21 protein-coding genes are annotated in these 23,811 nt (G+C 70.2%); 10 read left to right on the top strand and 11 right to left on the bottom strand.

The genetic code is table 11. The annotated features are described in order from the left end of the window. Positions 1-2: 2 nt before the first annotated feature. The gene (locus RF646_RS09530; protein ID WP_368835832.1) at positions 3-1,286 is read left to right on the top strand and encodes a PLP-dependent aminotransferase family protein; all 1,284 of its coding nucleotides are present in this window, start codon (positions 3-5) and stop codon (positions 1,284-1,286) included. A gap of 59 nt (positions 1,287-1,345) precedes the next feature. Next, on the top strand, positions 1,346-2,560 hold the full coding sequence (locus RF646_RS09525; RefSeq protein ID WP_085106495.1) for a M20 family metallopeptidase: 1,215 nt from the start codon (positions 1,346-1,348) through the stop codon (positions 2,558-2,560). 9 nt (positions 2,561-2,569) lie between these two features. Here RF646_RS09525 and RF646_RS09520 read toward each other — a convergent pair whose 3' ends face one another. Then, positions 2,570-3,916 (bottom strand): MFS transporter, encoded by a 1,347-nt coding sequence (locus RF646_RS09520; RefSeq protein ID WP_064847480.1) that lies wholly within the window; start codon positions 3,914-3,916, stop codon positions 2,570-2,572. Positions 3,917-4,149: 233 nt separating this feature from the next. Here RF646_RS09520 and RF646_RS09515 point away from each other — a divergent pair, with 233 nt between their 5' ends. Then, positions 4,150-4,812 (top strand): GntR family transcriptional regulator, encoded by a 663-nt coding sequence (locus tag RF646_RS09515; RefSeq protein WP_368835831.1) that lies wholly within the window; start codon positions 4,150-4,152, stop codon positions 4,810-4,812. A 13-nt stretch (positions 4,813-4,825) separates the two neighbouring features. Here RF646_RS09515 and RF646_RS09510 read toward each other — a convergent pair whose 3' ends face one another. The 3 genes from RF646_RS09510 to RF646_RS09500 are packed head-to-tail and all read right to left on the bottom strand — an operon-like array spanning position 4,826 to position 10,658. After that, positions 4,826-6,316, bottom strand: coding sequence for an NAD-dependent succinate-semialdehyde dehydrogenase (locus RF646_RS09510; RefSeq protein WP_085106496.1), 1,491 nt, complete (start codon positions 6,314-6,316; stop codon positions 4,826-4,828). Positions 6,317-6,369: 53 nt separating this feature from the next. Further along, positions 6,370-9,372 carry an FAD-binding and (Fe-S)-binding domain-containing protein gene (locus RF646_RS09505; protein WP_368835830.1) on the bottom strand — a complete coding sequence of 1,001 codons (3,003 nt, stop codon included), beginning with the start codon at positions 9,370-9,372 and terminating at the stop codon, positions 6,370-6,372. Further along, on the bottom strand, positions 9,369-10,658 hold the full coding sequence (locus RF646_RS09500; RefSeq protein ID WP_368835829.1) for an aspartate aminotransferase family protein: 1,290 nt from the start codon (positions 10,656-10,658) through the stop codon (positions 9,369-9,371). The genes RF646_RS09505 and RF646_RS09500 overlap by 4 nt, the downstream gene beginning before the upstream one ends. A 66-nt stretch (positions 10,659-10,724) precedes the next feature. Here RF646_RS09500 and RF646_RS09495 point away from each other — a divergent pair, with 66 nt between their 5' ends. The 4 genes from RF646_RS09495 (at position 10,725) to RF646_RS09480 (ending at position 13,644) form a co-directional block, all read left to right on the top strand. After that, positions 10,725-11,831 (top strand): D-2-hydroxyacid dehydrogenase, encoded by a 1,107-nt coding sequence (locus RF646_RS09495; RefSeq protein ID WP_368835828.1) that lies wholly within the window; start codon positions 10,725-10,727, stop codon positions 11,829-11,831. A gap of 288 nt (positions 11,832-12,119) precedes the next feature. After that, a complete protein-coding gene (locus tag RF646_RS09490; protein ID WP_368835827.1) occupies positions 12,120-12,572 on the top strand; it encodes a peroxiredoxin in 453 nt (150 codons plus the stop codon). After that, positions 12,569-12,793: a hypothetical protein gene (locus RF646_RS09485; protein WP_144998457.1), complete on the top strand. Its 225-nt coding sequence runs from the start codon at positions 12,569-12,571 to the stop codon at positions 12,791-12,793. The genes RF646_RS09490 and RF646_RS09485 overlap by 4 nt, the downstream gene beginning before the upstream one ends. 71 nt (positions 12,794-12,864) lie before the next feature. Continuing rightward, on the top strand, positions 12,865-13,644 hold the full coding sequence (locus RF646_RS09480) for a hypothetical protein (RefSeq protein WP_144998459.1): 780 nt from the start codon (positions 12,865-12,867) through the stop codon (positions 13,642-13,644). Here the strand turns inward: RF646_RS09480 and RF646_RS09475 are convergent. Then, positions 13,622-13,879 (bottom strand): hypothetical protein, encoded by a 258-nt coding sequence (locus tag RF646_RS09475; protein WP_144998461.1) that lies wholly within the window; start codon positions 13,877-13,879, stop codon positions 13,622-13,624. The genes RF646_RS09480 and RF646_RS09475 overlap by 23 nt on opposite strands. Before the next feature lie 331 nt (positions 13,880-14,210). Here RF646_RS09475 and RF646_RS09470 point away from each other — a divergent pair, with 331 nt between their 5' ends. The 3 genes from RF646_RS09470 to RF646_RS09460 all read left to right on the top strand — a co-directional run bounded on the left by RF646_RS09470 (position 14,211) and on the right by RF646_RS09460 (position 16,887). Next, positions 14,211-15,137, top strand: a complete 927-nt coding sequence (locus tag RF646_RS09470) for a VOC family protein (protein ID WP_368835826.1) — start codon at positions 14,211-14,213, stop codon at positions 15,135-15,137. Between the two features lie 87 nt (positions 15,138-15,224). Next, on the top strand, positions 15,225-16,187 hold the full coding sequence (locus RF646_RS09465; RefSeq protein ID WP_368835825.1) for an aldo/keto reductase: 963 nt from the start codon (positions 15,225-15,227) through the stop codon (positions 16,185-16,187). 145 nt (positions 16,188-16,332) lie between these two features. Further along, positions 16,333-16,887, top strand: a complete 555-nt coding sequence (locus RF646_RS09460; RefSeq protein ID WP_368835824.1) for a type 1 glutamine amidotransferase domain-containing protein — start codon at positions 16,333-16,335, stop codon at positions 16,885-16,887. A 240-nt stretch (positions 16,888-17,127) separates the two neighbouring features. Here RF646_RS09460 and RF646_RS09455 read toward each other — a convergent pair whose 3' ends face one another. The 6 genes from RF646_RS09455 to RF646_RS09430 all read right to left on the bottom strand — a co-directional run bounded on the left by RF646_RS09455 (position 17,128) and on the right by RF646_RS09430 (position 23,730). Then, positions 17,128-18,219 (bottom strand): alanine--glyoxylate aminotransferase family protein, encoded by a 1,092-nt coding sequence (locus tag RF646_RS09455; RefSeq protein WP_206479213.1) that lies wholly within the window; start codon positions 18,217-18,219, stop codon positions 17,128-17,130. 188 nt (positions 18,220-18,407) lie between these two features. Further along, the gene (locus RF646_RS09450) at positions 18,408-19,637 is read right to left on the bottom strand and encodes an MFS transporter (protein ID WP_167318873.1); all 1,230 of its coding nucleotides are present in this window, start codon (positions 19,635-19,637) and stop codon (positions 18,408-18,410) included. 269 nt (positions 19,638-19,906) lie between these two features. After that, complete coding sequence (locus RF646_RS09445; RefSeq protein WP_085106507.1) at positions 19,907-20,371, bottom strand: SRPBCC domain-containing protein; 465 nt, start codon at positions 20,369-20,371, stop codon at positions 19,907-19,909. After that, positions 20,364-21,308: a glycosyltransferase family 2 protein gene (locus tag RF646_RS09440; RefSeq protein WP_085106508.1), complete on the bottom strand. Its 945-nt coding sequence runs from the start codon at positions 21,306-21,308 to the stop codon at positions 20,364-20,366. Before RF646_RS09440 ends, RF646_RS09445 begins: the two co-directional genes overlap by 8 nt. Beyond that, positions 21,305-22,639, bottom strand: a complete 1,335-nt coding sequence (locus RF646_RS09435; RefSeq protein WP_368835823.1) for a PIG-L family deacetylase — start codon at positions 22,637-22,639, stop codon at positions 21,305-21,307. Before RF646_RS09435 ends, RF646_RS09440 begins: the two co-directional genes overlap by 4 nt. Further along, positions 22,636-23,730: an acyl-CoA dehydrogenase gene (locus RF646_RS09430; RefSeq protein WP_368835822.1), complete on the bottom strand. Its 1,095-nt coding sequence runs from the start codon at positions 23,728-23,730 to the stop codon at positions 22,636-22,638. Before RF646_RS09430 ends, RF646_RS09435 begins: the two co-directional genes overlap by 4 nt. Between the last annotated feature and the right edge of the window lie 81 nt (positions 23,731-23,811).

Genomic DNA, 23,811 nt, shown 5'->3' with positions numbered 1-23,811 from the left:
TCATGACCATGACCCCGCACGTCACCACCGTCCGGTCCCTGGACCCCTGCCCCACCGCGGGTGTCTCGGGACCGGCCACCCAGGGCCTGCTCCCGCTCGCGTCCCGCTCGGACGGGCTCGTGGGCTCGGTCATCGATTCGTCCACCTCGCTGCTGGCCGCCCAGACCCACGACATCGTGCGTTTCGCGATGGGCGCTCCCGCGGCGGAGGTGATCCCCACGGAGGAGTTCCGACGGATCGCCGGGGAGATCCTCACGGACGCCAGTTTCACGTACGGCGCCACCGAGGGTGAACCGGACCTGATCGACACGGTCGTGAACCACTTCTCGGACAGTGCCTCCGATCCGGAGCGCATCGTGATCACCTCCGGCGGGATGCAGGGTCTGGATCTCGCGTTCAAGCTGTTCGTGGACCCCGGTGACCTGGTGGTCGTGGAGAGCCCCACCTACACCAACGGTTCCGGCACGGCGCTCAGCTACGGCGCGGACGTCCTGGAGGTCCCCGTGGACGACGACGGCATGGACGTCGACGCCCTCGAGACGCTCGTGGCCGATACGGGCCGCACGCCCCGGATGATCTACACGATCCCCAACTTCCAGAACCCGTCCGGCACCACCCTGAGCGAATCCCGACGGCGCCGCCTGCTCGATCTCGCGCACACGTGGGGCGCCATGATCCTCGACGACGACCCGTACGGCGAGCTGCGCTTCTCCGGCGATCCCGTCCCCGGGTTCCGCGAGCTCAGCCCGGACGACCCCCTGGTCTTCTCGGTGCGCACGTTCTCCAAGATCCTGGCCCCGGGCCTGCGGGTGGGCTGGGTCGACGCCGATCCCCGGCTGCGCGAGCTGCTGATCGCCGGGAAGCAGGCCATGGACACGTGCGCGAACGTCCCTGCCCAGCACATCGTGGCCGAGTACATCGCCCGCGGCGGCTACGACGAGCACCTCGCCGGGTTGCGCACCGAGTACAAGCGCCGCAAAGAGGCCATGGACGCCTCCATCGCCGCCCACCTGGGCGATCGAGTGCGCACCACGGACCCGGACGGCGGCTTCTTCCTATGGGTCACCCTGCAGGGCGACGACGCACGGGTGCCCTCCTCGCGGTTGTTCGAGATCGCGTTGGCCGAGGGGGTCGCGTTCATCCCGGGCCCGGCGCTTTCACCCTCGGGGCGGTTCCAGGACGCGTTCCGGCTGTGTTTCGCCTCGAGCACCCCCGAACGCATCGAGGAGGGACTGCAGCGACTCGCCCGGGCCCTGGACACCGCCCGGGGAGAGCTCGACCGATAGCTCCGACCCGGCCACCTCGGCGCAGCGCCACCCGTTCGGACTGGATAAGGAGACCCATCATGAGCCACGACGGCGTGCGGTGCAGCCCGCAGGAGCAGGCCGTGCTCGACCTCATCGACACGGACGAGCTCGTGGACCTCACGTGCGCCCTGGTGAATGCCGCCGGCGAGAACCCCGGGGGCACCGAGGAGGACACCGCCCACGTCCTGGAGCGAGCAGCGAGCGAGCGCGGATTGACTGCTCGCAGCGACGTCGTGTCCCCCGGTCGGCCGAACGTGGACGTGGATCTGCCCGTGGGCGGTCCCGTGGCGGACGGGCCGGGGCTGCTGTTCCTGGGCCACTCGGACGTCGTGCCCGCGGGGCCCGGGTGGACGCGGGCGCCGTACGACGCGGTGGTCGACGGCGACCGGCTGTACGGGCGCGGGGCCACGGACATGAAGGGCGGGCTCGCCTCGGTGCTGTGTGCCATGGACGCCCTGCGCCGCTCGGGTGTGTGCCTGTCCGGACCCGTGAGGCTGTCGTCCACCGTGGACGAGGAGGACCTGGGTCTCGGGATCCGGCAACTCACCGCGCGGGGGCTGGGGCGTGCGTTCCTCGGCTGCGTGGTGGCCGAACCGACCGACCTGCAGACCGTGATCGCATGTCGTGGGGACGCGTACCTCGAGGTCGAGATCACCGGGGTCCCGGCGCACTCGGGGCGCCCCGCCGACGGGCGCAACGCGATCGATGCCGCGGCGGCCCTGCTGCGCCTGATCCGGCGGGACCACGAGGAACACGCCCGCCGCAGCGATCCGCTGCTGGGGTCGCCCACGTGGAACGTGGGCAAGATCGAGGGCGGCCGGGCCACCTCCATGGTGGCGCCGTCCTGTCACGTGTGGTTGGACCGGAGGCTCATGCCGGGTGAGGACCCCGAGCGCATCGTCGCCGAGCTGCGCGCGGCGGTGGACCGTGCGGGGATCACCGGCGACGGGATCTCCCTGGACGTGGAAATCACCATGTCCATGCCGGGTTTCCGCACCGACCGGGAGCACGAACTCGTCACCACCGTGCACGACGCCGTGGCGGACGCGGGCGGCGCAACGTCGATCGGCGGGTGGACGGCCGCGTGCGACGGCGGGTTCATCGCGCGGGACCACGGCGTGCCCACGGTGGTCATGGGACCCGGAGGACTCAACGACCAGGCGCACCAGGTGGACGAGTCCGTGAGCGTGGAAGAACTTTCGCAAGCGGCCAGGGCGTACACCCTGACCGCGTTGCGTCTGCTGTCCCGCTGAACGGACCGGCTACCGCCGGGCGACCACGGGCATCTTGCCCGTCTCCGGGATCTCCGTGCCGCGCAGGGACGCCCCCACGGTCTCCTTCATGAACTTGGCGGCGATCAGGCCGATCACGCATGCGCCCATCATGTAGAACGCGGGGATCAGCGGGTTGCCGGTCGCCTCGATGAGCGCCTCGTTGACCAGCGGGGCGGTGCCGCCGAAGATCGCCGTGGACACGTTGTAGGTGATCGCGAACCCGGCGTAGCGCACCTGCGTGGGGAACATCGCCGGGAACGTGGCGGAGATGCACGCCAACTGGGGGATGTAGAGCAGCCCCAGCACCGCGAAGCCCAGCAGTGCCCACCAGAAGCCGTTGGCCATGAGCATGTACATGGGGATGGACATCACGATCAGACCAATGAGCGAGAAGTACCACATGGGTTTGCGCCCAAGCTTGTCGGAGAGTTTCCCGGCGAACGGGATCACGAGCATCATGGCGAACTGCGCGATGAACATGATGGTCAGCACCGTCTGTGAGGACATCTCGGTCTGACCCTCGAGGTAGGTGGGCATGTAGCTCAGCAGCGTGTAGTTGACCACGTTCACGGACACGACCAACCCGGCCATGATCAGCATGGGCTTCCAGTAGGTGGTGACCAGTTCCTTGAGGGCCATGCCCGCGGATTCCTCCGAGTGGCCGGCTTCCTCGAGCTCCAGGAACACGGGCGAATCCGCCAGCTTGGACCGCAGGTACAGGCCGATCAGGCCCAGCGGGCCGGCCAGCAGGAAGGGGATCCGCCAGCCCCACTCCATCATGGCGTCGTTGCCCAGGGTCACCTCGCCCATCAACACGATCAGTGAACCCAGCGCGAAACCGCCCAGGGTGCCGAACTCCAGGAAGCTGCCCAGGAAGCCGCGCTTCTTGTCCGGGGCGTACTCGGCCATGAACGTGGCGGCACCGCCGTACTCACCGCCGGTCGAGAAGCCCTGGATCACACGCAGCAGCACGAGCAGGACGGGTGCCACGAAGCCGATGGTCGCGTGGGTGGGCAGGATGCCGATGCAGAACGTGGCACCGGCCATCAGGATGATGGTCAACGCAAGGATCTTCTTGCGTCCCAACCGGTCACCGAGCGGGCCCCAGAACAGTCCGCCCAGAGGGCGGACCAGGAACGACAGGGCGAACGTACTCAGAGCCAGCAGCGTGCCGGCCTCCCCCGGGAAGAAGTTCTGGGTGATGTACACGACCGACACGGCGTACACGCCGTAGTCGAACCACTCCGTGGCATTACCGATCGCGGAGGCGGCCACCGCGCGGCGCACGGTACTCGCGTCCGGTTCCGGGTGTGACGACGCCGCGGGGGACGTCATGTCGCGCGGGTCCCGCGATTCGTGGGGCAGATCGGATTGATGTTGCGAATTCATGGAAACCTCCATGGTGCAATCGGTGGGCGTCGGCGCGCCCGGGATCGGTCCGGCATCGAGAGATCATGGAGCCTGGCGGCCCGTGGACCGTTTGATTGTCGACAATCCTACCCATAGGCTGTGCGATACGTAAGACTTGGATGCGCGGACCTTCGGGTCTGCCAGGACCGGAGGCGGCCATGCCCGGCAATCTGCTGCGACCCGTGGTACAGGAAACCACCCCGTCCTTGTTGGCCCGGCAATTGCGTCAAGCCATCGGTGCGGGCGAGCTGGCCCCCGGCCAACAACTCAACGAGATGGAGTTGAGCCGCGCCCTGGGCGTGAGTCGGGGTCCGTTGCGCGAGGCCATGCAGCGCCTCACCCAGGAAGGCCTTCTGCTCAGCGTGCGCAACCGCGGGGTGTTCGTCACGCAGATCACCGACGACGACGTCCGGGACCTCTATCTCGCCCGCGGCGCCGTGGAGCGCGCGGCGGCCGCCCGGGTGATCACGACCGATCCGGAGGCTGCGGCACAGCGTCTGGGTGAGAAGGTCGAGGCGATGTCCCGGGCGATCGATCACGGGGACACCGCCTCGCTCACGGAAGCGGACGTGCAGTTCCACGCGTTGCTCGTGGAACTCTCGGGCAGTCCCCGTCTGATCCGCATGCACGACACCCTCATGGTCGAGACCCGCATGTGCATGACCGCTCTGGAGACCCGGTACGCATCGCACAGTTTCCGCCTGGAGGAGCACCGCGAGATCACGGAGGCCATCGGGGCGGGTGACGCTCCCCGCGTGGACACCCTGCTGCTCGAGCACATGCGCGATGCCGTGATGCGGTTGACCTCGAGCGACGACTGACCCGCCCCCCGACTCAGCCGCGCGGCACGGCCACGTACTTGTACTCGAGGAACTCCTCGATCCCCACGCGTCCGCCCTCGCGTCCGAGCCCGGACGCCTTGACGCCGCCGAACGGTGCCGCGGGATTGGAGACGATCCCCGTGTTCAGGCCCACCATCCCGACCTCGAGGGCGTCGCTCACGCGGAAGCTGCGATCCACGTCCTGGGTGAACAGGTAGCCCACGAGTCCCCACGGCGTGTCGTTGGCCAGCTCGAGCACCTCGTCCTCCGAGTCGAACGGGATCACCGGCGCCACGGGACCGAAGATCTCTTCACTCATCAGTTTGGAGTCCGGGTCCACCCCCTGCAGCACGGTGGGCTTGTAGAAGAATCCGGGCCGGTCGGGGCGGGAACCACCGCACTCCACGGTGGCGCCGCGGGCCACGGCGTCGTCCACGAGTTCCTGGACCTTGTCGAGCGCCTTGGCCTCCACGAGGGGCCCGACGTCGGTGCCGTCCTGGGCGCCGTCGCCCACCGAGAGTGCCCCGAGCCGTTCGGCGAGCTTGCGGGAGAACTCGCTCATCACCGAGCGGTGCACGAACAACCGGTTGGCCGCGGTGCACGCCTCCCCCATGTTGCGCATCTTGGCCGCCACGGCGCCGTCCACGGCGCGATCCAGATCCGCGTCCTCGAAGACGATGAACGGCGCGTTGCCACCCAGTTCCATGGAGGAGCGCATCACGTGCTGCGCCGCTTGTTCCAACAGCCGCACGCCCACCTCGGTGGACCCGGTGAAACTGACCTTCCGGGCGATCCCGCTGGCCATCCACGGGCCCACGACCGAGGACGCCTTCTTGGTGCACACCACGTTGAGCACCCCGCGGGGCAGTCCCGCCTCGATCAGGATGTCCACGAGGGCCAGCGAGGACAGCGGAGTGAGGTTGGCGGGCTTGAACACCATGGTGCACCCCGCGGCCACGGCCGGGCCGATCTTGCGGGTGCCCATGGCCAGGGGGAAGTTCCACGGCGTGACCAGGACGCACGGCCCCACGGGCTCCTTGGACACCATGATCCGGTTCTTGCCGTCCCCGGTCATGGTCTGATCACCGCCGATCCGCACGGCCTCCTCGGAGAACCACCGGAAGAACTCGGCGGCGTACGCCACCTCGCCCTTGGCCTCGGCGAGCGGCTTGCCCATTTCCGTGGTCATGACGAGCGCCAGTTCGTCCTGACGCTGCATGATCAACTCGTACGCCCGGCGGAGGATCTCGCCGCGCTCACGCGGCGGTGTGGCCGCCCACTGCTTCTGCACGCGCCCCGCGGTCTCGATCGCGCGCCGGGCGTCCTCCGGGCCGCCGTCCGCGACCGTGGCGATGACCTCCTCGGTCGCGGGATTGACGACGTCGAACCGGGCACCGGAGGCGGCCTCACCCCACTGGCCGTCGATGAACGTGCCCGTGCTGACCTTGGCCACCGCGTCGAGGGCGGCCCGGGAGGTGCGGTATTCGGTGGTGTGTGCGCTCATGAGGATTCCTTCGTCGGTCGTGGGTACGTGTCGGAGAGCGTCGGTGGGCCTGATCACGCGGTGCCCGATGGTTGGGGTCCGGTCGCTGCGGGCCCGGGGTCCAGGATCTGTGCGATGTGCAGGCCGCGAGCGCCGGGATCCACGTGGCCCACCTGCATCGCGCACGAGAACCCGTCCGTGAGAACGGCGGTGTCCGGTGCGGCCGCGCGCAGCGCCGGCGCCAGGGACGTCTCGGCCACGAGCATGCTGACGTCGTAGTGCTCGGCCTCGAAACCGAAGTTGCCCGCGACGCCGCAGCACCCGTTCGCCTCGCTCACCTCCGCCACTCCCGCGACGGCCAGGGCCCTGCGCTGGGTCGCTGGGCCGAACACGGAGTACTCGTGACAGTGGGTCTGGACCACGGCGCGCCGCGGTACCGGCGCGGCCGGTGGGGCCACGTGCCGCTCACCCGCCCACGATGCGACGTACGCGGCGAAACTCGTGACCCGGCGTGCCACCCGCCGCGCCTGTTCCGTGGGGACGAGTTCGGGCAGGTCCTTGCGCAGTGCTGCGGCGCAACTGGGTTCCACGACGACGATGGGGCGCTCGGACCCGTCGTCCAGCGCGGCCGCGGCGCGGGTCAGTAGCTTCTTGGCGGTGCCCAGTTGTCCCGTGGAGATCCAGGTCAGTCCGCAGCACACGTCCGCCGAGCACTCCAGTGCGTCCCCCGCCCCGGCGAGGACCCGCGCGGCGGCACCGGCCACCTCGGGCCGGAAGCCTCGGGTGAAGGTGTCCACGAACAGCACGACGTCCAGTCCGCCGGGCGCGTCCGCGTCGTGGGCCCCGGCGGGAGCCAGGACACCGGTGCGCGGAACGGGCCGAGCGGCGTCGTCGACCTCCCGGCGCCACTGCCCGGCGCGCGCGAACCGCGGCAGGGCACGGTGCGGGGTGAGGCCACCGAGGCGTGCGGCGAATCCGCCCAGCGGCGTGGCCAGGACCGCGTTGACGAGCGGTGCGATCCGCCCCGCGATCCCGAGCCACCGCGGCAGCCAGCCCAGGGAGTAGTGGGAGCGCGGCCGGATCCGACGCGCGTAGTAGTGGTCGAAGAACTCGGACTTGTAGGTGGCCATGTCCACCCCCGCGGGGCAGTCCGTGGCGCACGCCTTGCAGGAGAGGCACAGGTCCAGGGCCTCGCGGGCGTCCTGGGAGCGCCAGCCCTCGGCCACGGTCGCGGCGCCGCGGACCATGTCCTGCAGCACCCGGGCGCGCCCGCGTGTGGAGTCCTTCTCGTCCCGCGTGGCCCGGAAACTGGGGCACATCACGCCACCGCCGTCCGCGCGGCACCGCCCCACACCGATGCACCCCTGGACGGCGTGCACCCAGGGGTCGGGCTGGGCGTCCCGCCCCGATTCGCGGGCGGTCTCCGCGGCGCCGACCGGTTGCAGGTCGAAGCTCGTGCGCCACTGCCGGTCCGGGACACCCTCCAACGCCAGGTGAGCGTCGATCGGTGCCGGATCCACGATCGAGCCCGGGTTCAACAGCCCCTCGGGATCCCATGCGCGCCGGAACGCGGCGAAGGCCTCGAGCACCTCGGGCGAATACATGAGGGGCAGCAGCGCGGAGCGGGCCCGGCCGTCCCCGTGTTCCCCGGACAGCGAGCCGCCGTGGCGCACCACCAGGCGGGCGGCGTCCCGGGTGAACTCGCGGTACACCTCGCGGCCGCGTTCGGTGCGCAGGTCGAACGTGATGCGGATGTGCATGCACCCGGCGCCGAAGTGCCCGTACATCACACCGTCCAGGTCGTACTCGCCCATCAGCGTGCGCAGCTCGGCGAGGTAGGCGGCCAGGTTCTCGGGGGCCACCGCGGAGTCCCCCCACCCCGGCCAGGACTCACCTCCCGTGGCCAGCCGCGACGAGAGCCCCGCGCCGTCCTCGCGGACCCGCCACAGGTTCGCACGTCCCTCGGGATCCGCGACGGCGATCCCCTCCACCAGGCGGCCGTTCCCACCGAGTCGTGTGAGCAACTCGTCCGCCTGCCCGGCCACGGCTTCGCGCGTGTCACCGTCCAGGTCCACGAACAACCACGCATTGCCATCCGGCAGTCCCGTCACGGAATCCGGTCCGCGCCGCCACCGCATGGTCTCCACGATGGCCTTGTCCGTACCCTCCACCGCTGCGGGTGAGAACTCGAGGATCGTGGTCACGTCACGAGCGGCGTCGACCACGGTGTCGTACCCCAGGCAGACCAGCAGCGCGCTCGCGGGCTTGGGGACGAGCCGCATGCGCGCGCCCACGATCAACGCGCACGTCCCCTCGGACCCCACCAGGGCGCGGGCCATGTCGAAGCCCTTCTCGGGGAGCAGGTTCTGCAGGTGGTACCCGGACACCTGGCGCGGGATCCGGCCGAGCTCGAGCCGGAACGCCGCGAGGTGCTCACGGGCCAGCGCACGCAGCTCGCCGCTCAGCTCGCTCGCCCGCAGCACCGAGGCGCGGTCGTCGGGGTCCGTGGCGCGCAGTCCGGTCGCGGTGGCAGTGAGCCGTGCGCCGTCCGCGGTCACGACGTCGATCTCGACCGTGTGATCGCTCGTGCGCCCGTACCGCACGGAGTGGTTGCCACACGCGTCGTTGCCGATGGCCCCGCCCACCGTGGCGCGGTTCTTGGACGAGGGGTCCGGCGCGAAGGTGAGCCGCTGACCGGTCGCGGCCTCGACCTCGCGGATGAGGGTCGCAAGGACCACACCGGGTTCCACGGCGACCGTTCCCGCGCCCGGGTCGATCTCCAGGATGCGGTTCATGTGCCGCGAGAAGTCGACGACGACGCCGCTGCCCACCGCATTGCCCGCCATGGACGTCCCGCCGCCCCGACTGACCACGGGGGTGCGGGTGTCCGCGCACGCGCGCACCGTGGCCACGACGTCGTCCACGGTGCGCGGGAACACCACGGCCAGCGGACGCACGCGGTAATTCGAGGCGTCGTAGGCGTACTCGGAGGTGCGGCGCTCGGACGCGTCCACCTCCACACCCGAGCCGCGCAACCGGGAGATCACGGCGTGCTCGGTGACCGGCGCGGCCGTCATCGGCTCCCTCGGTCCCCGGTGGTCGCGCCGGACGGCGACGTGACGGCGGCCAGAGCGGCGTCGAACCGCTCGAGACCCTGCTCGATCTCGCGTTCGGTGACCACGAGCGCGGGGATCAACCGGACCACGTTGCCCGCGGGACCGCACGTGAGGGTGAGGAGGTCCTGGTCCACCGTGGCCTGCTGGACCGCCGCGGCGATGGCGGCGTCCGGTGACCCGTCCTCGGCGGTGAACTCGATGCCCTGCATCAGCCCCAAGCCGCGCACGTCCCCGATGACCGGGTAGCGGGTCTTGATCTCCTCCAGCCCGGCTCGGAGCTGCTCACCGCGCACCCGGGAGTTCTCGACCAGGCCCTCCTCCTCCACGACCCGCAGGGTGGCCACACCCGCCGCGGCGGAGACCGCGTTACCGCCGTAGGTCCCGCCCTGGGAACCGGGCCACCCCTGGGACATGAGCTCGGTGGAGGCCGCGATCACGGAGATAGGGAAGCCGGAGGCGATGCCCTTGGCCATGATCTGGATGTCCGGGGAGGCGGTGGAGTGCTGGTGCCCCCAGTACTTGCCGGTGCGGCCCACGCCGGCCTGCACCTCGTCGAAGATCAGGAGGATGCCGTGGCGGTCCGCCCGTTCCCGCAGTCCCTCGAGGAACCGCGGGGGCGTGGGGATGTAGCCGCCGTCCCCCAGCGCGGGTTCGATGAGGAACGCCGCGGTGTCCTGGGGCGCGGTACGTGTCATCAGCAGGTAGTCGAGTTCCTGCAACGCGAAGTCCACGGCGGTGTCCATGTCCCAGCCGTAGCGGTAGGCGTAGGGGAACGCGGACATGTGCACGCCGGCCATGAGCGGCGAGAAACCGGCGGAGAACTTGGTCCCGGCGGTCGTCAGGGATGCCGCCGCCACCGTGCGGCCGTGGAACCCGCCCTGGAACACCACGATGTTGGGACGACCGGTGGCCATGCGTGCCAAGCGGATGCCGGCCTCCACGGCTTCCGACCCCGAATTGGCGAAGAACAGGGAGTCCAACCCCGCGGGCAGCACCTCCCCCAGGCGCTCGGTGAACTCGAGCAGCGGCGGGTGCATCACGGTGGTGCACTGCGCGTGGATCACCTTGCCCACTTGTTCGCGTGCGGCCTCCACCACCCGGGGGTGGCAGTGACCGGTGCTGGTCACGCCGATGCCCGTGGTGAAGTCCAGGTACTCCCGCCCGTCGGTGCCGTGGATCCAACTCCCGGACGCGTGATCGACCACGACGGGAGTTGCCTGCTTGAGAAGAGGGCTCAGGGATGCCATGCGTCACATTCTCCGAGCCGGATCGAATGATTGTCAACAATCAGCGGATTGGCCTAGGGTGCGATGATGACGCAGCAACGTCCACTCGCCCAGCCCTCCCACGACATGCACGCATTCCCCGATGCACCCCGCGCCGAGGCCGGTCGTCCGACTCGCGATCACCGAGGGTCCGGTGACGACGACGCCGCAGCGCACAGGGCACGACGCCGCCCCCGCCTCGTGGTCCTCACCTCCCCCGACGCGCCTCCCCTACCCAATGCTGCACGCATCGAGGACATGGTGGAGGTGGTCTACACACACGCGGAGGATCTCGAATCCGCACTCCCCGGGGCCCGGGCGTTGCTGGTGTGGGACTTCTTCTCGTCGGCACTGCGGGACGCGTGGTCCGGCGCGACCGACCTCGAATGGATCCACGTGGCCGCCGCTGGCGTGGACTCGCTGTTGTTCGACGAGTTGCGCGCCTCGGACATCACCGTGACGAACGCGCGCGGCGCCTTCGACGTACCGATCGCGGAATTCGTGCTCGCGTCCGTCCTGGCCCACAACAAGCAGCTGCACCGCAGCAAGCAGCTGCAGAACGAGCGGACGTGGCAGCACCGCGAGCTGCAGCAGACCGGCGATCAACACGCCCTCGTGGTCGGTACGGGTGGGATCGGCAGGGCCACGGCCAGGCTCCTGCGGGCGGTCGGCCTGCGGGTCACGGGGGCCGGACGCACCGCCCGCGAGCACGACGAGGACTTCGGCTCGGTGGTCGACAGCAGCCGGCTCGCCGAGCACGTGGCCGATGTGGACCACCTCGTGCTCATCACGCCACTGACGGATGAGACACGAGGACTCCTGGACGCCGCGGTCCTTGAGCGCATGAAACCCACGGCGCACGTGATCAACGTGGGCCGTGGAGCCGTCGTGGACGAACCCGCACTACTGGACGCCCTGCGCGACGAACGCATCGCGGCGGCGTCCCTAGACGTGTTCGACCAGGAACCCCTCCCCCGAGACCACCCGTTCTGGAGGATGCCCACCGTGCACGTCTCCGCCCACATGAGCGGGGACGTTATTGGCTGGCGGGACACCCTGGCGGAACAGTTCGAGGCCAACGTGATCCGCTGGCTGCGCGGCGAGGAGTGGAAGAACGTCGTCGACAAGCAGCTGGGGTACGTGCGGGGACGCTGAGGCGGGGGCCACCCAGACGTATCAACCCTTCGGGAACGCTGGCCACACGGTGATGGCCGCCCCTGCACCACGCCGAGGCCGCCCCCGAACCCGGACCCTCGGACCCCGGATCCCGGATTCCGCAGGACATCGCAGGCACACCACACCGTTGTCATGTCCCGAGAAATTTGCCGTCCACCCCTTGACGCGTGATGTGGATGACAGAAGATTTCATATCTCGCATCTTCGCGCGCTGAACCACGCCGAACCTCAGCGCCGCAGCCCGTCCCCGACCCACGAGGAGCCCACATGTCACGCGAACTCTCCACCGGAGACCCCGCCCCCGCGCTGCGACTGACCGCCCACGACGGCAGCACCGTGGACCTTGCCGACGCCACCCACAGCGGCACCGTGGTGTACTTCTACCCCAAGGCCTTCACGCCGGGGTGCACCACCGAGGCATGCGACTTCCGGGACAACCTGGCCGCCTTGAAAGGCCAGGGCTACGACGTCTACGGCGTCTCCGGGGACGACCCCAGGAGCTCCAGCGCTTCGTCACCGAGTACCACCTGCCCTACACGCTTCTCTCCGACGCCTCCTGAACCGGGACGCGTCCCTCATACTCCGCGCGGGCAGTGGCCTCCTGGTCGCACGGTGACAGCGGCAGCCACCTCCGGGTGGCTGCCGTCCTGTCGTCTCCCGTCGGGTCGGCGCGAGGGCACGCCGCTGGATCACCGCGGGCTCCTGTTCGTCCCGTCATGACGACGACGCCGCGGGCCTGGCGAGGACGGCCCCGCCCCGCTCACGTCACCACGGCGCCGCGTGATCAGGCCCTGCGAGACCATCAAGTCGAACGCGACGTCGCCGGGCACGTGGACCTCGCCTCCTGGGTAGACGCGCTGCTCGCCTTCCTGCTGGGCACCCAGATCGCGGCGGTCCTGGACCCCGCGAACGTCACCCCTGCGCACCTGGAGCGCAGCTGACGGCGCAGCTGGCGCTCGTGCGCGTTTCCGCCGGGGCCACCGGTGGCGGGCAGGTCACGTACCCTACTGGGATGCGCTCGCCCCGCCCGCTTCCCGCCCGCCCCGACGACCACGACGACGGGCCACCGCCCGAGAGCCGCTACCAGCACCTGGACGACCAGGCCGTGCGCGCGTCCGCGGCCGCCCTGCAGCGCCGGATCTACTCCCGCTTCCCCCAGCGCAGCCTGTGGGAGGTCTGCGGTGAGCTGATCGCCCTGGTGGACGAGGTCACCGAGGGCGGTGGCATCAGCCGGCGCCGGATCCGCACCGCCCGCGCCCTGTCCCGGCTGGGCGTCCTGGTGGTGCTGCTCGTCTTCGGCACGGCCATCACCCTGGCGGCGCTGAGCATCTGGGCGGACCCGGACGCCCTCGGCCCGGTGGACTGGCTACCCCTGCTGGAGACGGTGGTCAACGACCTCGTCTTCGCGGGCATCGCCATCTTCTTCCTGCTCGCGGTGCCGCAACGCCTGGAGCGCGCCCACGTGCTGCGCGTGGTGCACCGACTGCGCTCGCTCGCCCACGTGATCGACATGCACCAGCTCGTGAAGGTCCCGGAGCGCCTGCCCGCCGCCAGGGTCTACACCGAGGACGCGCGGGAGGACGAACCGGCACTGACGCGCGCACAGATGACCCAGTACCTGGACTACTGCACGGAGATGCTCTCGCTCGTGGGCAAGACCGCCGCACTGTTCGCAGAGGACACCACAGACGCAGACGTGCTGGACGCCGTGGAGGGCATCGAGGCCCTCACCTCGGACATGGCGCGGAAGGTGTGGCAGAAGATCGCGATCATCCAGGAGCAGGGCAGCTGACCACCCACCGCGGGGGTGCCCGCCACGCCGTGAAGACCCGTAGAGCCGGGAGCACCACACAGGCCACGAGGCCCGCGACCGAGGAGCGGACCCCGAAGCCCAGGACGCACGCCAGCAGCACCATCCGACCGATGGCAGGTGCCCCCTCGCCGATGCCCGCGGCCACGAGCGCGGGACGCCCGAGCCGATGCAGCGGGCCGCGGGTCAGCGCAAGACCCAGGGAAAGGACGAACACGAGGGCTCACCGTGGCCACCGCCGTGAGGCCCAGGTGCTGCCAGCAGGCGGCGAGGAACTGCTCGGGGCGCCGGTCCAGAAACTCCCCCACGGGCCTGCCCCCCTCTCTGCTCGACACATCCAGACCCGTGGGCCAGGGCTCGGACGAGTGGTCAGGTTCGGTTGGCCGCCCGAGGGGCGACGTGGTGATTGCCCATTACAAGGTGGCTGCTTGTTGACATTGCATCCATGTTTCCGTCCGGATATACTTGCGGCAGTAACTATTTCTCAGGTAATGTGTTGAGTATTCCGGCGGCCTCCTGGGCCGTCCCCCGACAAGGAAGTGGTTCCCGTGTCCCTGCTCACCCAGCGCCCCGATCCCCGCAGCCTGCGCCGCCGCCCGGCGGACGACCTGCTCTCCGACGGCACCACCATGGGCGCCGTGGAGCTGCTCGTGAAGGACCTGGACGGGATGATCGCCTACTACTCCACCGGCGTGACCCTGGACGTGCTGCAGCACTCTGGGAACACCGCCGTACTGGGCCACGACGGCCGCATGGTCCTGCGCCTGCGCCGCGTCACGGACCTGCCGTCCTGGCGCCCGAACCAGGCGGGCCTGTTCCACACCGCCGTGCTCTTCGACGACGACGCCGCCCTGGCCCGCGCGCTGGCCTCGATGGCCCGTTTCGCACCGGGCACCTTCACGGGCTCCGCGGACCACCTCTACAGCCAGGCGTTCTACTTCACGGATCCCGAGGGCAACGGCGTGGAGCTCTACGCGGACCGCCCCCGTGAGACGTGGCAGCGCGAGGCGAACGGCCTGCTCAGCCTGGCCTCCAACTATCTGGACCCGAACGAGTTCCTGCGCACGAATCTGTCCCGGGAGGCGCCACAGCCGACCACGGCACCGGCCTCCACGCTGGGTCATGTCCACCTGCAGGTGGGCGACATTCCCACCGGGCGCGAGTTCTACGTGGACACGCTCGGCTTCGAGGTGATGAGCGACGCCGGGTCCGCCCTGTTCGTCTCCGCCGGCGGCTACCACCACCACATCGCTCTGAACACGTGGAACAGCGCGGGCGCCGGTCCGCGCGCCGCGTCCCTGGGCCTCGGTCAGGTCAACATCGACCTCCCCACCGGCGAGGACATCGCCGCGCTGGAGGAGCGCCTCACGGACCACCGCGTGGCCACCCGCCACGACGGCGCTGTGCTGCGCTTCGAGGACCCCTGGGGCACTCTCATCCAGGTCGCGCAGGCCCCCGAGCCGGGCGTCGCCTGACACTGCCCGCCCCGTAATGTCGGCTTGCTACAGTCGCCAGGGAAAAGGCCCCGACCGGCCACCACACCACCACCGCAGGAGGTTCCCATGAGCCAGCACGCACCCACCACCGCACGGATCGCCGGGATCGAGCAGGAGATCTTCCGGCTGAACCTGGGAGGGAACACGTTCGGGTGGACGAGCGACGAGCAGCAGTCCTTCGACGTCCTGGACACCTTCGTGGCCGCGGGCGGAAACTTCGTGGACACCGCGGACATGTACTCCGTGTGGGCCGAGGGCCACGAGGGCGGGGAGTCCGAGACGGTTCTGGGGCGCTGGTTCGCGGCGCGCGGCAACCGTGACTCCGTGGTGCTCGCGACCAAGACCGGTGCGCACCCGCAGTTTCGCGGCCTGGCCCACGACACCGTGGTGGCTTCCCTCGAGGCGTCCCTCGACCGGTTGCAGACCGGCTACGTGGACCTCTACTACGCACACTATGACGACGCGGACACGCCCATCGAGCAGCAAGTGGAAACCTTTCACGAGCTCGTGGATTCCGGGCGCGTGCACGCGGTAGGGCTGTCCAACTACTCGCCGCAGCGCATGCGCGAGTTCTTCACGGTGGCCCGCGAGCGCGGCATGGCGGTGCCCGCGGCCATCCAGCCGCAGTACAACCTGGTGCACCGCCGCGATTTCGAGCGGGACTACGCCGCGATCGCCCGGGAGTACGACGCTGCCGTGTTCCCCTACTTCGCCCTGGCCTCCGGCTTCCTCACGGGCAAGTACCGCACCACCGAGGACCTCGAAGGAGCGGCCCGCGAGCAGATGGCCCGGGAGTACGTCTCCCCCGAGGGTTTCGCGGTTGTGGAGGAACTGGTCTCCGTGGCGGACAGGCACCGCGCCGAGCCGGCCACCGTGGCCCTCGCATGGCTGCTCGCCAAGGGCGTCACCGCACCCATTGCTTCCGCATCCTCCGCCGCGCAGCTGTCCTCGCTGGTGGCGGCGCCCGCACTGCACCTGGGCGCGGACGACATCGCCGCACTGGACCGGGTGTCGCACCCCTTCGCGTGAGGGGGACGCTGGGTGCACGCAGCACACGCCGCGCGGCGGCGTCGTGATCGTGTCGCTGACAGCGGAACCGGCGGGGGCGCCCTTGCCAGGGAAAGTGCCGCGGTGCCACAGTGAAACCACGACCCAAGAGAAAGGACTCTCGACAATGGCTGAACTATCCGGCAAGAAGATTCTCGTTCTGGTGACCAACCAGGGCGTGGAGCAGGACGAATTGAAGGTCCCTCTGGAGAAGTTGCGGGCTGACGGGGCGGAGGTTACGGTGGCCGCCCCCGAGACCGGCGAGGTGAAGTCCCTCGTGGGCGACTGGGACCGGGGAGAGACCTTCCCCGTGGACCAGACCATCTCCAGCGTCAACGAGTCCGAGTACGACCTGCTCCTGCTGCCCGGCGGGACCCTCAACGCAGACGCCCTGCGCTTGGACCAGGACGCGCAGAAGACCGCCAAGGCCTTCGCGTCCTCCGGCCGCCCAGTGGCCGCCTTGTGCCACGGCCCGTGGCTGCTCGTGGAGACCGGCCTGGTGGACGGAAAGACCCTCACGTCCTACCCGTCAGTGAAGACGGACATCGTCAACGCTGGCGGCAACTGGGTGGACCAGGAGGTCAAGGTGTGCCCCGCCAACGAGTGGACCCTGATCACCTCCCGCGACCCCGGTGACCTGGAGGCCTTCGTGGGTGCGATCAAGGAGCAGTTGAGCATCTGACCCCGTCTTTGCACCGACGCACAGTGGGCCCCGCCGGATCCGGCGGGGCCCACTGCGTCGTTGGGGGCCGGGTGCGGTGGACCGCTGTCCGTGGGGGTGGTGTCGGGCCGGCGAGGGTGCCTGCGGATGAGAGTGTCGGCGGGTGCGCACACCATTTATGCTGCGCCGCGCACACCAGAGCCCCGATTTCGCCTCTTATCGCAGCACAGATGCCCCCTTGTCCAGGGCGGGTAGCGCCCGTTACCGGCCCAGCACCTCCCGCAGCGCACCCAGGATCAGCGTGACCGACTCCGGGGCGGCGTTCGGACCCATGAGCCCGATGCGCCACACCGTGTTCGTGTACTCCTTCACACCGGCGCCGATCTCGATGTCGTACTTCTCGAGCAGTTCCTTGCGCACCGCGGCCGAATCGACCCCCTCGGGCACCTTGACCGTGGTCAGCTCCGGCAAGCGGTGTCCCTGCGCCGCGAACAGTTCCAGGCCCATGGCCTCCAAACCGCCCTGCAGCGCGCGGCCGGCGGCCTCGTGACGCTCGCGAACGGCGTCGAGCCCCTCGTCGAGGACACGGCGCAGACCCGCCTCGAGGGACGCGACCATCGCCACGGGCGCGGTGTGGTGGTAGGTGCGACTGGAACCGGAGGCCTCCCCCACGTAACCGCCCAGCATGCCGAGGTCCAGGTACCACGAGCGCGGCTTCTCGACCCGGCGCTGCCACGCCCGCTCGGACACCGTGAACGGCGCGAGCCCCGGAGCCACGCCCAGGCATTTCTGGGTCCCGGCGTAGCCGATGTCGATACCCCACTCGTCCGCCTTGAGCTCGATGCCGCCGATCGAGGTCACGGCGTCCACGAGCAGCAGTGCGTCACCCTTGATCCGGCCCAGGGCGGCGATGTCCGAGCGCACGCCCGTGGAAGTCTCCGCGTGCACCGCCGCGATGATCTTGGGCGAGGGGTGGGCCGCGGCGACCTTCTCCGCGTCCACGGCTTCGCCGAAGGGGAAGTCCACGCGGATCACGTCCGCGCCGCACCGGCAGGCGACGTCGCACATGCGCTCCCCGAACAGACCGTTGACCGCGATCACCACGGGGTCTCCGGGGTTCACGAAGTTCACGAACGCCGCTTCCATCCCGGCCGAACCGGTCGCGGAGAGCGGAAGCGTACGGCGGTTCTCGGTGCCCCACACCGCGCGCAGACCGTCGCATGCACTGTCCATGATCTCCAGGAACTGCGGATCGAGGTGGCCCAGCAGCGGCCGTGCCAGCGCCTCGGTGGCTTCCGGATACGGGTTGGTGGGGCCGGGCCCGAAGAGGTGACGGATGAGGATCTGGCTCATGACTGGGTCTCCTTGCTGGCACCGCCGCGGCGGACCGGGGTTCGCCCGCGGAACGTGCGGGCCCATCGGACGTGTTCCGGGTTACGTCCAGCGTAGGCCCAGGGCCCCGGGCCGCGCGATTCACCACCCGGTGGGTATCACACGACGACGCCGCTCGGGTTCCGTCGTACATTACCCGGCGGCACACCTCAGTTCCCGCTGGGTACCACCGGGCGGCGTGGCAGGAAGATGGCGGCCAGGACGATCGCGATCACGATCAACGCACCGATGCACAGGGCCGCCCCGCCCCAGCCCGCGCCCGTGAACGCGATGCCGACGGCGTACCCCAGCGCGGAGGAGCCGCCGTAGTAGAAGAGCGTGTAGAGGGAGGACGCCTGGGCCCGCCCCTCGGTGGCCATGGCGGGAACCCATCCGTTGGCCACGGAGTGCGCCGCGAAGAATCCGGCGGTGAACACCAGCAGCCCCGCGACGATCACCGGCAGCCACGGGACGACCGTGAGCAGCAGACCGCCCAGCATGATCAGGGCCGCGGCGATCAACACGGGGCGGCGGCCGAAGCGATCGGCGAGGCTTCCCGCCCGCGCGGAGGACCACGTCCCGGAGAGATAGGCCAGGAACAGCAGGGACACCACGCTCTGGGGCACGTTGAACGGTTCATCCCCCAGGTGGAAACCGATGTAGTTGTACACCGCCACGAAACCACCCATGAGCAGGAACCCCTGCAGGTAGAGGGTTACCAGGCGCACGTCCTTGAGGTTGACCCACAGGTGCGCGATCATCCCCTGCTCCCCCGTGAGCCGCACGGGCTGGGGCGTGAAACCGCGCTGACGCGGGATCAACAGGATGAAGGTCACGGCTGCGGCGGCGGCGATCAGCGCGACGACGCTCGTCCCCACGCGCCAACCGAAGAAGTCCGCGAGCGGGGCGGCCACGATGCGCCCGGAGAGCCCTCCCAGACTCGTCCCGGAGATGTAGGTCCCGGCTGCCACGGCCCCGTAGCGCGGATTGACCTCTTCCGCGAGGTACGCCATAGCCACCGCGGGAATCCCGCCCAGAGCCACGCCCTCCAGGAACCGTAGGCCCACGAGGGATTCGAACGTGGGCATGACGTTGATGAGCACGCCCAGGACGGCGGCGCAGCTGATCGCGGCGACCATGGCGCAGCGTCGTCCCCAGCGGTCCGAGACGAGCGACCACGGGATCACCCCCACGGCGAGACCCAGCGTGGCGGTGGAGACGGCGAGCGCGGCCTGGGCGGCGTCGATGTCGAGGTCCTGGGCCATGATGGGCAGCACGCCCTGCACGGAGTAGAGCTGGGCGAACGTGGCCACGCCGGCGCACAACAGAGCCACGAGGATCCGCTTGTATCCCGGACTGCCCTTGTCGTACCCCTCCCACACCCTGCGTGACGATCCCATACCCGGGTGCACCTCCTGCTGCGACTGTCCTGCCCGGGCAGCTGCGTCTTCCCGGGCCCGGCCGTACCATGCGTGCACGACCTCGGCCAGGGTACGCCCGGTGCGCGCCCGGGCCCGGGCCGCTCCCGCGCGAGGTTTCCGTGCGGCGTCGTGCGGGAGTCACGCGGAAGCGGCGGCACCGCGCCCGGACACGACGACGCCCGCGTCCTCCCTCGGGAGGACGCGGGCGAACGGTCATTCTGGCGCGGGGCACACCGCTCCGCGGGGTGTCAGGAGCCGGCGACGGTGGAGGCGAGCCGCTCGAGGGACTCCTCCAGAACCTTCTCGCCGAAGAGCGGGAAGCTGATCTTCTTCGTCACCTTGGGGTTGGCGTGCTCCCACGAGTAGGTGAGGGTCACGGTGGTGGAGTCCGAGCCCTCGGGCTGCAGCTCGTACACCCATTCCCAGCCGTTGTCCTCCACGGAGGTGCCCTCGGGGCAGGGCTTCCACGCGATGAGCTTGTTGGGGTCCAGACCGGTGACGTGGTTCTCCGTCTTGTAGTCCCCGCCCATCATCTCGGCGTTCATGTTCATCACGAAGACGTCGCCGACGTTCTGGATGCGCTGGTCCGTGCCAGAGATGACGGTCCCGGAGGCGTCCAGGCTGGGGTGTTTGGCGGGCAGTGTCAAGATCTCGAAGATCTCCTCCGCCGGGGCGTCGATGAGACGGCTGACGGTGATGGACTTCTCACTCATGGCATACCTCCTGATTGACGATGCTGATGGTTTCTACGTTAGCCACGGGAGAGGGAGGCCCTTCAAGCGTTTTTGCGATGGGCGAAGCGGGCGCACGCCACTCCGATTCCTCCCGCGGCAGTGAGAGCGTCCGCAGGTGATGCGCGAACCCGAGCTCCGCACGTCCTTCGAGCCGCCCCGACGTCACCGCACGGATCCGGTCCGTGGCCTCGACCCGTGCGCCCACTCGGTGCAGTGCAGCCAGCAGGGCTTCGTCCTCGCTGCACGCCAGGGGCGGGAAACCGCCCGTGTGCTCGTAGAACGAGGCGCGCACACCCATGTTCGCCGCGTGGATGTGCGGGTGGCTCTCTACGAGCGTGTGTTCGCGCTGCCACAGCTCGTACACGTGCGGCGGGCACTCCGCCGGGTCCGGTTCCACGGTCCCGAGAATCGCATCCACACCGTCGCCCGCGCGCTGCACCTGGTAGCGCAGCCAGTTCTCGGGCACCATCGTGTCCGCGTCCGTGGAGGCGATCCACTCCGGGTCCGACGCCGCGAGCGCCTGCCGGGCTGCCGCGGCGCGCGCTCCCCCGGCGCTGTGCCATTGCCCCGAAACGATCTCCAGTCGGGCTCGGCCACCGTCCCGGTTCGACACCGCCCACGCCTGGCGCGCGCGCTCCACCGTCCGGTCCGTGCAGCCGTCCGCGGCGAGCACGACCGTGACCTCGACGTCGCCCGTCCCCACACCGCGCGGCGCCCCCCGCAAGGCCCGCATGGCATCGATTCGGGACGTGCCGGGAGCGGGCCCGGCGACGTCGTCGGCGGACGCCCACTCGGACCGTGCGAACGACGGATCATGACCCAGCCCCGCGATCGCACCGGCGACCGACTCGAGGCACCGGCCCACGCGGTCCTCTTCGTTGCACGCCGGGATGATCACGGCGATCCGGCGGATCATGTGTCCCCCGCGGGAACGGGCGCGAAGACCTCGATCACGAAATCGGTTTCGCGGTGGCTCAGCACCCCGCGCAGCCCGGGAGTGCGCCGAGCCTCGCGGTGGACGTCCGCGCCGTCGAGCGGCCAATCCGCGATCGGGTGCCGCCAGTGGCACAGCACGAGGTGCCCGCCGTCCGCGAGCGCCGCCACGCAGCGCCGCAACAGCTCGCGCCATTGCTCGGGCGAGCAGAAGTACCCCATTTCGCTCACCACGATCAGCTCTCGCGGGGACCAGTCCTCGTCCCAGTCGCGCGGCAGCACGGCGCTGACGAGTTCCACGTTCGGCACGCCCTTCCGTTCGAGCCGGGTGCGGGCGGCGCTCAGGGCGACGTCGCTTGCGTCCACCGCGGTCACGGAACGCGCGCGCCGGGCCAGTTCCACCGTGAGGGCGCCCGTGGAGCACCCCAGATCCAGGACGCTGCCGTAATGCTCCCGCGGCAGGCACGCGAGTAGCACGTCCCGTTTGCGCCGCTCGTACCACGAGGTGTCCACGGCCCAGGGGTCCGCGCTCGCGGTGTGCACACGGTCGAACACGGTCCGCTGATCGGGCGTGCCGAGCACGAAAAACTCGACCGAACGATCGAAGTGTTCGAGCACGTGGGGGCCTAGGAGCACTTCGTCCCCCCGCCGGTCGGACAGCGGCTGCACCTGGGTCACGTGGTGGGCCAGGGCGGAGCGCTTGGCGGCGCGAGCGGCGTCGTCCAGTGGGACCCGCACGAGCCCGCGCGGCAGGCGCGTGGGGGAACCCCAGTGCCAGAACCACACGGGGTACTGCAGGCAGCGCACCCCCCACGCCCCGGCGGCCGCGACGACCGTGCGGGCCAGGACCTCGTGGTCGGTGTGCCCGTCCTCCTCCCACGTGACGATCACCAACGGCTGCTCCCCCTGCTCGAGCCATTCGAGATGACGGGCCACCGGCTCGGACAGTTCATCCTCGGACAGGCCGCCGTCGGTCAGGGCGAGGTACTCCGGCGGGGTGTCCGTGCTGGTCAGGGTGTGCACCGCGGCGGCGAGCTCTTCGTGGCGCAATGCGGCCAATCGTTCGGGCGTGTGGGTCGGTGAATCCGGGTGGGAGTTCTCCCCCAGGGTCGCCACGACCACCCGCACATCCGCTCCCGCGTCCGCGAGCCGGTGCACGGTGCCGCCGGCCCCCAGGGTCTCGTCGTCCGGGTGGGCCGCGAACACGACGACCCGGTCCACGCCGGTCAAGTCCACCTCGGGGGCGCGGTGCAGAGCGCCGCAGCGGGCCCAGTCGGCCTCGGGCGTGCCCGGATCACGGTGGTCGAAGCTCACCACGGGGTCTCCTCCGACCCATCCTGGACCAGCTCCAGCAGGGTGCGTCCGAGGGCGGCGGTGTCCCGCTCGGCGTGGTCCTGGCGGATGTAGACCTGCAGGGACTCGACCCGCCGCACGTGTGCGGGGTCCCCCGTGAGCGGACCGGGCCCGGTGGCGCGGGAGACCACGCGGATCACGGTGTCGGCGGCGTCGGCCACCGTGCGGCGCACGCGCAACGCCCATGCGGCGCCGTGCTCACCCGTGGCCTCGCCGCGGTCCACCGCCGCGGCCGCACGGTCCAGGACGGCCTGAGCCGCGCCGAGCGTGAGGTCGAGCTGCCCGAGGGCGGTGCGAGCGGCGTCGTCGACGGGGCGTGCGGGGCGCACGAGTTTGCACCACAGCAGATCCGCGACGGACTGTGCGCCGCCGAGCCACACGGCCGCCACGCCCATCCCGCCCCACGCGAAGCCCGGGCGGGTCAGGTACCACTCGTCCGCGCCGAGCGGTTGCGCCGGAACGCCCCCGAAACGGACGGGTACCGTGACGACCTCGGCGAGACCGCGGGACGTCCACCCCGCGGCGGCTTCGGGCCGGAATCTCGGGTGGTCCGTGGCCACGACGAACGCCCGACGGTGTCCCGTGGGTTCCCCGACCTCGTCGGTGACGTGCGCGGTCACGACGGCGCGTGAGACGGAACCCGCGAGCGAGCACCAGGGCTTGGTCCCGGTCAGGGTCCAGTGCGGACCGTCGGCGGCGTCATCATCGGCCGAGTGCGCAGCGGACGACGGCGTGGCCAGCAACGGCTCGCCCGACCCCTCCGCGGCCCACACGCCCCACGTGTCGCGGTCGGTGATCAGGTCGGTGCGGCCCGCCTGGCGCAGGATGGCCAAGGCATCCAGGTGGGGTTCGATGATCCTCGCGTAGGCGAGGTCCATCCGACCCAGTGCGCTCAGCTCGCGCCACAGTTCACGCGTGGCGCCCTCACCCGGGGCGGGCAGGTCGCGTCCGAGTACGCGCGCCCGGCCCAGGGCGTGATCGACGAAGCGTTGCACGGCCCGGGGATCGGCCGGAGCCGCGGCGGGGACGGGAAGTTCTGGGTGGTCGGACACCCCATCAGCCTACGTGTCGGGGCGGACACCCACCCCACCTTTTCAGCGGTAGGCCACCTACCATGAGGGGAGTCGATCGAA

The sequence above is a fragment of the Kocuria sp. CPCC 205261 genome (assembly GCF_040981025.1).
In the GTDB taxonomy this organism is placed as follows: Bacteria; Actinomycetota; Actinomycetes; order Actinomycetales; family Micrococcaceae; genus Kocuria; species Kocuria marina.
This window is presented reverse-complemented; position numbering and strand designations above follow the sequence as displayed.

Bases quoted from the DNA above. Each gene is read 5' to 3' on its own strand.
- RF646_RS09495 (WP_368835828.1), top strand. From the start codon at position 10,725: ATGACGCAGCAACGTCCACTCGCCCAGCCCTCCCACGACATGCACGCA.
- RF646_RS09505 (WP_368835830.1), bottom strand. From the start codon at position 9,372: ATGACGGCCGCGCCGGTCACCGAGCACGCCGTGATCTCCCGGTTGCGC.
- RF646_RS09480 (WP_144998459.1), top strand. From the start codon at position 12,865: ATGCGCTCGCCCCGCCCGCTTCCCGCCCGCCCCGACGACCACGACGAC.
- RF646_RS09490 (WP_368835827.1), top strand. From the start codon at position 12,120: ATGTCACGCGAACTCTCCACCGGAGACCCCGCCCCCGCGCTGCGACTG.
- RF646_RS09520 (WP_064847480.1), bottom strand. From the start codon at position 3,916: ATGACGTCCCCCGCGGCGTCGTCACACCCGGAACCGGACGCGAGTACC.
- RF646_RS09525 (WP_085106495.1), top strand. From the start codon at position 1,346: ATGAGCCACGACGGCGTGCGGTGCAGCCCGCAGGAGCAGGCCGTGCTC.
- RF646_RS09515 (WP_368835831.1), top strand. From the start codon at position 4,150: ATGCCCGGCAATCTGCTGCGACCCGTGGTACAGGAAACCACCCCGTCC.
- RF646_RS09440 (WP_085106508.1), bottom strand. From the start codon at position 21,308: ATGATCCGCCGGATCGCCGTGATCATCCCGGCGTGCAACGAAGAGGAC.
- RF646_RS09465 (WP_368835825.1), top strand. From the start codon at position 15,225: ATGAGCCAGCACGCACCCACCACCGCACGGATCGCCGGGATCGAGCAG.
- RF646_RS09485 (WP_144998457.1), top strand. From the start codon at position 12,569: ATGACGACGACGCCGCGGGCCTGGCGAGGACGGCCCCGCCCCGCTCAC.
- RF646_RS09445 (WP_085106507.1), bottom strand. From the start codon at position 20,371: ATGAGTGAGAAGTCCATCACCGTCAGCCGTCTCATCGACGCCCCGGCG.
- RF646_RS09455 (WP_206479213.1), bottom strand. From the start codon at position 18,219: ATGAGCCAGATCCTCATCCGTCACCTCTTCGGGCCCGGCCCCACCAAC.
- RF646_RS09450 (WP_167318873.1), bottom strand. From the start codon at position 19,637: ATGGGATCGTCACGCAGGGTGTGGGAGGGGTACGACAAGGGCAGTCCG.
- RF646_RS09500 (WP_368835829.1), bottom strand. From the start codon at position 10,658: ATGGCATCCCTGAGCCCTCTTCTCAAGCAGGCAACTCCCGTCGTGGTC.
- RF646_RS09460 (WP_368835824.1), top strand. From the start codon at position 16,333: ATGGCTGAACTATCCGGCAAGAAGATTCTCGTTCTGGTGACCAACCAG.
- RF646_RS09510 (WP_085106496.1), bottom strand. From the start codon at position 6,316: ATGAGCGCACACACCACCGAATACCGCACCTCCCGGGCCGCCCTCGAC.
- RF646_RS09530 (WP_368835832.1), top strand. From the start codon at position 3: ATGACCATGACCCCGCACGTCACCACCGTCCGGTCCCTGGACCCCTGC.